Source organism: Lysinibacillus sp. (assembly GCF_032093475.1).
GTDB lineage: Bacteria > Bacillota > Bacilli > Bacillales_A > Planococcaceae > Lysinibacillus > Lysinibacillus irui.
Map to the genome: position 1 here is coordinate 1 of NZ_DAMDAY010000153.1, position 8,963 is coordinate 8,963.

General features: G+C 39.9%; 8 protein-coding genes. All 8 read left to right on the top strand.

Translation table 11 applies throughout. The features are described 5' to 3' along the window. Positions 1-127 precede the first annotated feature (127 nt). A complete protein-coding gene (locus RT445_RS21530; protein ID WP_312506216.1) occupies positions 128-1,021 on the top strand; it encodes a DoxX-like family protein in 894 nt (297 codons plus the stop codon). Between the two features lie 5 nt (positions 1,022-1,026). Then, on the top strand, positions 1,027-1,638 hold the full coding sequence (locus RT445_RS21535; RefSeq protein WP_312506214.1) for a DUF4166 domain-containing protein: 612 nt from the start codon (positions 1,027-1,029) through the stop codon (positions 1,636-1,638). Further along, positions 1,607-3,226, top strand: coding sequence for a YndJ family protein (locus RT445_RS21540; RefSeq protein ID WP_312506212.1), 1,620 nt, complete (start codon positions 1,607-1,609; stop codon positions 3,224-3,226). Before RT445_RS21535 ends, RT445_RS21540 begins: the two co-directional genes overlap by 32 nt. 4 nt (positions 3,227-3,230) lie before the next feature. Next, positions 3,231-3,668, top strand: a complete 438-nt coding sequence (locus RT445_RS21545; RefSeq protein ID WP_274796847.1) for a hypothetical protein — start codon at positions 3,231-3,233, stop codon at positions 3,666-3,668. A gap of 161 nt (positions 3,669-3,829) precedes the next feature. Next, the gene (locus RT445_RS21550) at positions 3,830-5,512 is read left to right on the top strand and encodes a methyl-accepting chemotaxis protein (RefSeq protein ID WP_312506209.1); all 1,683 of its coding nucleotides are present in this window, start codon (positions 3,830-3,832) and stop codon (positions 5,510-5,512) included. A gap of 71 nt (positions 5,513-5,583) precedes the next feature. Then, positions 5,584-6,537 (top strand): hypothetical protein, encoded by a 954-nt coding sequence (locus tag RT445_RS21555; RefSeq protein ID WP_312506207.1) that lies wholly within the window; start codon positions 5,584-5,586, stop codon positions 6,535-6,537. A gap of 206 nt (positions 6,538-6,743) precedes the next feature. Continuing rightward, positions 6,744-8,300, top strand: a complete 1,557-nt coding sequence (locus RT445_RS21560; protein WP_312506204.1) for a right-handed parallel beta-helix repeat-containing protein — start codon at positions 6,744-6,746, stop codon at positions 8,298-8,300. A gap of 456 nt (positions 8,301-8,756) precedes the next feature. Next, positions 8,757-8,948 (top strand): hypothetical protein, encoded by a 192-nt coding sequence (locus tag RT445_RS21565; RefSeq protein WP_274796851.1) that lies wholly within the window; start codon positions 8,757-8,759, stop codon positions 8,946-8,948. The last annotated feature ends 15 nt before the right edge of the window (positions 8,949-8,963 follow it).

The window sequence follows — 8,963 nt, forward strand, 5'->3', positions numbered from 1 at the left end:
TTTCGATTCAAGTTTTTTCTTTCTTTCGAAAAAATATTTACGATCGTACGAATCATACCCAATTTATAGTAGACTATCAATTTACTGCTATAATAACATTAGCTTGATAAAGAGAAGGAGTGAACGCATGAAGCGGAAGCCTATTTATGTTGAAGTCGAAATCCAAGCTTCTATAGAGGATGCGTGGACCTATACGCAAAACCCGACATTGCATGAACAGTGGGATTTACGTTTTACCTCGATTACATATATACCTAAAAAAGCCCCAGAGGAACCACAGCGTTTTACCTATGTAACGAAGCTTATGCCAGGCTTACAAGTAAGTGGCTGGGGAGAAAGTAAAGGGGAGCATCAGAAGGAAAATGGCACGAAAACATCCTCCCTCCATTTTGGAACACCACAAAAAATTTCACCTATCGCAGAGGGGAAAGGCTTTTGGCAGTATATTCCGAATGATTGTGGGCTAACGTTTTTAACGCAGTATGATTATGTGACGCGCTATGGCAAGCTTGGCGTCTTCACAGATCTATTTTTTCGACCATTAATAGGATGGGCTACTGCTCTTAGCTTTGATGTTTTAAAAAGATGGCTAGAAACAGGAGAAAATGCTACTGCTCAGTATAGACGATTTTTTTTAACAATGCTGATGAGCGTTCTTTTTAGTTTTATATGGATTTATCACGGACTTGTACCAAAAATTTTAGCTGTACATCCTCAGGAAATTATGATGACGGCTCCCTTTTTGAAAAGTGCAGAGCAAATGATCGTGTGGATAGGCGTAGCTGAAATCCTCTTAGGTCTGTGTTGGCTTTATCCACGAGGAAAGCGTCGATTATTTGGCTTACAAATCATCTTTTTTCCGATATTGACGCTAACTGCCATCGTTGCCGATCCAACAAGTATTATAGCACCATTCAATCCAGTAACCTTTAATCTCTCCTTATGGATATTGTCGATTATTGGATTTGTCTTAAGTAAGAATTTGCCGAGTGCAAAAAACTGTAAGAGAAAGCGAGGGTGATAGGTATGACCATTTATCAGACTTTATTAGGAGATGATTTTGCTAGACTTCATCCGATGCTACAGCAACGCTATGCATTACAAGTAAATGAGCCATTTTTTGCACAGGGCATAATGTACCAAATAAAATCAGGTGCCAAATGGCTGCGTCCATTTTATACCGTAGCAGCGAACACTCGATTTTTGTTTCCAGAGTCAGGGGAGCAAATACCATTCACCATCGCCAATACCTGTCATGCTTTGCCAAATGGCGAATTAGAAGTGTTGTGGGAGCGCACCTTTTATTTTCCACATAAAACAAGACATTTTGATGCAAGGATGACCATTGATCCTACTAGAACAATCGTTAGGGATTATTTAGGTAAGCCTGCCCTTTTTTATTCAGACTTGCACTTTGCCGTGACGAAAGAGGGAACGTTAGTTATTCGCTCAGGCAAGCAGCGCTTTGTTCTATCCAAACTCGAATGTCCGATACCGCAACTACTAGAAGGTCGCGTCATTGTGGAGGAGGGCTATGATGAATCGAAAAATGTCTTTACCATTCATGTTTCGATCCATAATCCATTAATAGGGAGGCTCATGATGTATGCTGGTGAATTTACGCAACAATCAATGTAACCTTATTTTATTACTTGGGATTGCCCTAACGGCGATTTGCTTGTCGTTTGGTGAGCAACCACATTATTCATGGTTATTGACAGTGGCCCAGCTTATTTTTGTACCTGCAATGGTCATGATGGTCGTTGACTTTCAATCTGTAGGGAAGATTATCATCGTCGGGATGATGCTAGTCGTCACGCTGTTACATTTTTGGACAGATGGTCTATATGCTATCGCGCTGGCCTTTTTATATTTACTGTATACCTTTTATATTGCGATAAAGGGCGTGAAACGGTTCTTGCAACGAGGGTTCACCAATTGTGCTGAGTTTTCAATTGATATGGGGCTAATATATCTTGCTCTAGGTGGCTTCTGGTTTTTTGCCTTTACGGCAAATATAAATACCGGCTTTTCATCCTTAATAACATGGTTAACAGCCATCCATTTTCATTATTCAGCCTGTTTATTACCCCTTTCTGTCGGACTTTTTGGACGCTTACATGATAGTAGCTGGTATCGTGTCATTGTGTTTATTTTGCTGGCTGGTCCGCTCCTTGTGGCGATTGGCATTACCTTTTCAATCATCATTGAAATTATAGCCGTAGTCCTTTATATCCTTGCCATCTATGGTTTGTTTGTCCTGACGTTCAAAACAAAGCTGCTGCTAGGACAAGGTATATTGCTACGGATTTCTTACGGGGCGCTGTGTCTAACGATTATAGGTTCCTGTTTGTATGTTTACAGCCGTTTAAGCGGGACTTATTATGTCGGAATACCAGAGATGCTACGCTTTCACGGTGTCATGAATGGTCTTTTCTTTGGGGGAATAGGGGTAGTCGCATGGGCAATCGCTGTGCCAGCAACAAATCAGCGCACCTTCAATTTTCCGGTGAGCCAAATTCGCGGCAAACTTCGTCATGAACATCAACCACACCCCGGCTTGGTTGATGCTCTACAAGATTTTGTAGATACAACGAAGCTACACCCGGTCATTTCTGATTTCTATGAGCAAACGACTAGCTATCGTTTGTTGGCAACTGTCCAGTGGAAAACATGGTTTAAGCCTTTTGCCTTTCTTTATCAAGGTATGAGTCGTTTGCTACAACAACTCAATTTGCCTTTTTCCAATCAACAAATAGAGATGACGGGAAGAATTGTTAAGGTCGATGAAGAACAAGATAGCCGTCAATCTCCGCGTGCATGGATTCGGACAATCAAGCAGCAAACTGTTTTTGTCGCGATTTATTCGAGGCACACAAGTAATCAAATAACCTATATGAATATAGCGTTACCACTACCATTTTCAACAATGGTCGGCATCCTGTATGCCTACGAAGAACAAGGTCAGCTACACCTAACAAGTCAACAGGGAGAAGATGCGGGGATTTATTTGGCGATAGGGAACTATGTGATGAAGCTACCATTACAGGAGCATTTTCGAATTGCTGCAGTAAATGATCAGACACTTACAGCAGTACATAAGATGACACTATTTGGTATACCTTTTTTACATATTGACTACCATATCCAAAAAAATCAGCAGACTAGGCAGGGGATTTCCGGTTACAAAGAGAAGGTCCTTATAGGAACATATCAAAAGGAGTGATTGGGTGCGTTTAACGAAAGGTATTTCAGGCTTTGATGCAGAGCATTTAATCGAGCAGGATATGCGCATGTTTCAGTCAATGGTGTATCATTTAGCTACGAGTGAAAAACAGGTGAAGGTATCGGAATTTATTGATCAACCGCACTTAGTTTATATGCAGGCAGTTGTAGAAATAGATAGGGAGATGCTGACAATTCTTCATCATCGCTTCATGCCGTATATTGCCTTTGCAATGCATGATGAGGAGCTTAGCTTTACTTTTCTTTCAAAGGCCGGGCTACACAAATATTTTCCCATGCGCAAATGCTTGGAAGCGGCTACCCTCAATACATTACTTTCAAAGGATCAAGCATTGCATCACTTATCTGCTACCGAATGGAAATACATTTCTTATTTCAATAGCCAAACGATTGGAGACGTTATGTTTAATGCTTGGGATTAATGCAGTACACCAGAGATAAGAAAAAAGTAGCTATAAAAAACATGATATTGACGAAGTTATATCTGGATATCTAGTAAAAATTCCTAAAGACACCAATCTTTTTTATTAAGTGGTAAATTACTACTTATGGAATAGATTTGGAAAATAAGGAGTTTTTGCAGATGAAGTTCAAAACAATCAGTAGACGCATTGTTTTTTCCTTTAGTGTGGTAATCGCCATCATGATCGGCTACATTGTGTACAATTACTATGCCATCACACAAAGCAACAATGCGACAGAACAAATCGTTCAAAATGAATTACAATTATTAATGATCGACTACGAGCAAGCACAAACCATCGATTTAAGAATAGCTGCGGCAAGAGGCTATGTATTGTCTGGTAATGAAAAATATAAAACGATTTTCCATGACAATGTAGCACGAGAAGCTAAAAATGAGGAAAAACGATTAGCCTTAACAACCACCGGCGATTTCGGTAAGTTTATGGAGATGGCCAAAGAGTGGAATCGTTATATTGAACAAGAAGTATTTGCCATATATGACCAAGGGAATACCGAACTCGCCATTGAAAACTTAACGAAAATGGATGAGACAGCAACGACTATTCGTGAGGGCTATGAAGGCTTAGCAGAGCAACGGAAGCAAGCCATTAATGAGGTAAGCACCGATATCGTTTCCGCTGGTGAAAATGAACAACTAATCGCTATTATCGTAGGTATTGTTATTGTCCTTCTAGCAGTGATGATTGAACTCTTAAGTGCTCGTGGTATTTCGAGACCCATTATTACATTAACCGAGCGTATGCGACGAATAACAAATGGAGATTTGAGTCACCCTCCTTTAACAATTCAATCAAAGGATGAGGTTGGACAGCTAATGGAAGCAACGAATACGATGTCTGATATTTTGAGTCGTCTATTGAAGCATATTCAAACGGTCTCCCATGATGTGGCTGCACATAGTGAGGAGCTATTGCAATCAACGTCAGAGGTAAAGACAGGCACAGAACAAATTGTTGATACTGTTACAGAAATTGCGAGTGGTACAGAGCTACAGGCAAGTAATGCTTCAGATGTCGCTTCCTCCATGAACGATTTTATTGGCAAAGTATCAACTGTTCATGCCAGCAGTAAAGCCGTTCAACAGTATTCACAGAACGTTAAAACTTTATCAACAGAAGGTAGAGACTTAATGTCGACTTCCACAAAGCAAATGGAAGAAATCCAACATATGGTGAAGGGTGCGGTAAAACAAGTAGAAGGTTTAAGTAATCAAGCACAAGAAATCTCTCAACTTGTAGCAATCATTCAAAATATTGCAGCCCAAACGAATTTACTAGCACTGAATGCAGCGATTGAGGCGGCCAGAGCTGGGGAGCATGGCAAAGGCTTTGCTGTGGTGGCCGATGAGGTTCGAAAATTGGCCGAGCAGGTAGCTTTTTCAGTAGATGATATTACAGCTATTGTAAGAAAAATTCAGGAAGAATCACATACAGTAACTTTCTCGCTAGAGCAAGGCTATGAGGAAGTTGAAAAAGGGGCAACGCAAATTGCTAAAACGAATACCACATTTTCTCGAATTGCAGACGCAATCGATGCTATTGCGTTAAACATTGATGACATGTCATCTAGCTTAGAAGAGGTTGTTCACAATACTGCCACGATTAATAAATCGGTGGATGAAATTGCTGCCGTCTCCGAACAATCAGCAGCAGGTATTCAGGAAACATCGGCTACAATTGAACAAACCGCAAGCTCCATGGACGAAATTAAACTTAGTGCAGAGCATTTAGCGGAAATGGCCGAACAATTAAATGCCCTGATTCGTCAATTTAAGCTATAAAAATTAACGTTGAATTTCAAACTTCCATCACATTTCATCTGTATACTATGGAATTGGAAGGTGGAATCATATTGAGAAAATATTTACTTTTATTACTCATGAGTACTTTATTCATGGCACCTGTTGCCTACGCCCATACGATGGATAAAAGTACACTATTTACAGACGTGCCTGAAACAGCAGAAAATATTCAGGACATTATGGTATTACATAGTATTGGGCTACTTGGGTACAATGGCAAAGATATGGCCTTAAATCCAACAGACGACTTATCACGCAAGGATTTTGCAGGCTGGGTAGGTGGCTTCTTTGGATTAGAGGGAGCAACAGTGGATGAGCTGGCACAAGCAGCACAACAAGAGGATTACGTGTCTTCGTTAGAAGGAGACATTACGTACAAGGAAATCAATACAGCACTTTTTCATCATAAATTAGAGCTAGCAAATCCTGATGCAACGATGACGAAAGATGAGTACATTGCGTTTTTAACAGAGCATCTTACATTTGACATGGGTGGGCATACGCTCATTCAAATGGGCGGCTTTGCAGAAGGTCCAACTGGTACCATTGAAGATGTCGTAACAGGGGACGAAACTGGGATCACGATTGACGGTAAAACATATATGCTGTCAGGACATCCTCGTATCTATGCTGATTCAACAGATGCCAAAAGCTGGGTAGGTCAGCAACTTGAACGCTCTATCTTTACAACAGCTGGCGATCACCAACATGGTCACGACGCTGGACAGGAGGAAGGGCATGGTGAGCATGCGGATGGTCACGGAGACAGCCAAGAGCACGAAGCAGCCCCAACCAATACAGCCACACTTCAATATGTGCAAATCAGCTCCTCACAAGTAGCAAATGAAGACGCAAAAGAAGTAAAGTCAGCAGACGCAACACCAAGGGAACAACAAACTGCTACAGATGACACAACATCCAACGCAAGCACGATGTGGATGGTTGCGATCCTAGTAGTCATAGCAGCCATTTTTGCCTTTGTTTTTGTAAAGCGAAAAAAATAAAATAATTTCATGCAACCAGCAATGATCTGAAAAAGGATCATTGTTGGTTTTTTTATAGAGACCTTCTAAACACCCATTCATAAAATCTTCAAACATTTCACTGTAAACTCATGTATATTCCAGCAATTTTACTCAAAATTGAATAACCTTAAGCCTGTTCGGTATATAAATAGGGTACGATCATTTTTTTGTTGAGGAGTGTGTAAATGGCAGTACTTGTGGTGAAGCGGAGTATTATGCATCGTTATCAAAGTATCGGGCAGGCCATTGAAGAGGCTGCGCCGGGGGATATGATTGAAATACGGGATGGTATTTATGAGGAGAGCTTGGATATTGGCAAGCGCCTGACGTTATATGGGGTTGGCAATGTGACGATCAAGGGTGGCGTGTTTATTCGCTATCAAACCCATGTGGATATGCGAAATTTAAGGTTTCGACAAGGCCAGGGGCTGTATGTGAAGGGTGATGTACAGCTAGAAAACTGTATTATTGAGGAGCAGTTAATTCGGACACAGATTATGGTGAGCTATGGTAGTTTATTGATGAAAAATTGTGCTGTTCTTGCTACACCGCTTAATCATTTCGGTTTGCGTGTAGCGAATGGTTCAAGTGTTATTCTTGTTGACACGACCTTTGAGCATCATGTGAAGGCACAGGTGATTGCGCAAAACTGTGAGCTTACCTTGGCTAATTGTATGTTGCTAGAAGGGAAGAAGCATGGAATTTTTGCGATTCGACATGTCAAGATGACGTTGGAGGATTGTGAAATTCATGGGCATGAAAAGGCACAACTGATTGCAGCGTCTAGTGAGATTTCGATGACCAATTGCCTCGTTCATCAGGGGCAGGGGGTAGGTGTTCAACTATTTGATAGCACGACTTTTAGGATGGATGGCTGTGAAATTAAGGAACACCTCGACTCGAACATGGTCGTACACCGCAGTGAGTTAATGGTATCTGATTCAATATTTTCAGACGGTCAAGGTCATGGGGTTTTTCTTGGCGAGAAGACGGAAGCTAAGTTTTATGATTGCCAATTTTCTAGACATGTGAAGGCACAGGTTTTCATCGAAAATAGCAAGGTGGAGCTTCGCAAATGTCAGGTGAGAAATGGCATGGCTGTTGGTGTCACAATTGTGGACGAAGCGGATGTTTCGATGGTTGAATGTCAAATTCAAAACCATCAGCAATTTCATATTATTGTCGATGCCAGTGGACTTCAGCTCCAGCAATCCACTATTCAATTTGGCCAATCGGGTGGCATCTATGGTAATGACCATGCCAAAATTATGATGCAGCATACCATCATTCGAGAGCTGACAAGTCACCATGTCTACATTAATAATGCTCGTTTGTTTACACAGCATTGCACGTTTGAACAAATGATAGGAAATGGGATTACTTGCATTGATGCTATTTTCGAAGTAGCAAACAGCTATTTTAAAGATGGTCAAGAAAGTCCCTATGCTATGATTTGGTCGGATCAATCGATGGGGCGTATTGAACATTGTACGGTGGATGGGGCAGCTCGTCCGTTTTTAGCCTTGTCCAATAAATCATTAATGGAGATGTGCCATACAGATATTAGTACCGTTAAAGCACCAGCTGTAGTACAGGAGAATAGTCAATTATTTATTCAAGGGCATGTGCATTGCGCGTCATGGCAGAAGGATACAGCATCCAAGGTCACTCGTATTGAGAGCATGTCGTTAAATGGGGAGATGAAAGAAATACTGAAACATGATATTAAGAAAATAATTTAAAAGCCGATTATACACATAAGATAAGTAGTTTCAATTTTGAAATTACTTTTTTTATGCATAAATGAGTATAAGTTTCATTCTCGCAAAAAGTGGGTATAGGAATATGTTTGCGTAATTATATCTCCTTTTAAATTTACTAAATAGTGCTAAGATTCGACAAAATGACAGTTTGTTTTTATAATGGTATAGATGTCTTTACAGCAGTTAAGGCAATCTTTTGAAATATCATCCGAAAAATGCTACAGTCCCGTATGTAAGTTATGAATAAAATAATAAAATTTATATTTAATGTAAAAAAATTATTAAGTAATAATGGAGAATAGATTGATTATTTTCCCTGGATTAGCCTATAATTAGTAAAAATGGTTCATAGGTTTAGATAATAATACGTTAATTGCGAAATGTGTGTCATGATTTTACAATAATAAATTGAGAGAGATATTGGGGTGAGATGAGATGTTTGGGCTGACAAAAGAAGAAATTATGTTACTGTTAGAGGAGATTGAATTAGCAGAAAAGCAAAAAAATGTGATTGCTGATATCTTACATCTAAACAATATGCGAATCGAACAACAACTGGTATTAATGATTCAATTAATTATAGAAGAGCGCGAACGAACTATTTCCAACAATACATATCTAAATTAAATAATGTGTAAAAAA

Coding starts and splice junctions, on each gene's coding strand:
- RT445_RS21530 (WP_312506216.1), top strand. CDS start 128: ATGAAGCGGAAGCCTATTTATGTTGAAGTCGAAATCCAAGCTTCTATA.
- RT445_RS21535 (WP_312506214.1), top strand. CDS start 1,027: ATGACCATTTATCAGACTTTATTAGGAGATGATTTTGCTAGACTTCAT.
- RT445_RS21560 (WP_312506204.1), top strand. CDS start 6,744: ATGGCAGTACTTGTGGTGAAGCGGAGTATTATGCATCGTTATCAAAGT.
- RT445_RS21565 (WP_274796851.1), top strand. CDS start 8,757: ATGTTTGGGCTGACAAAAGAAGAAATTATGTTACTGTTAGAGGAGATT.
- RT445_RS21540 (WP_312506212.1), top strand. CDS start 1,607: ATGCTGGTGAATTTACGCAACAATCAATGTAACCTTATTTTATTACTT.
- RT445_RS21550 (WP_312506209.1), top strand. CDS start 3,830: ATGAAGTTCAAAACAATCAGTAGACGCATTGTTTTTTCCTTTAGTGTG.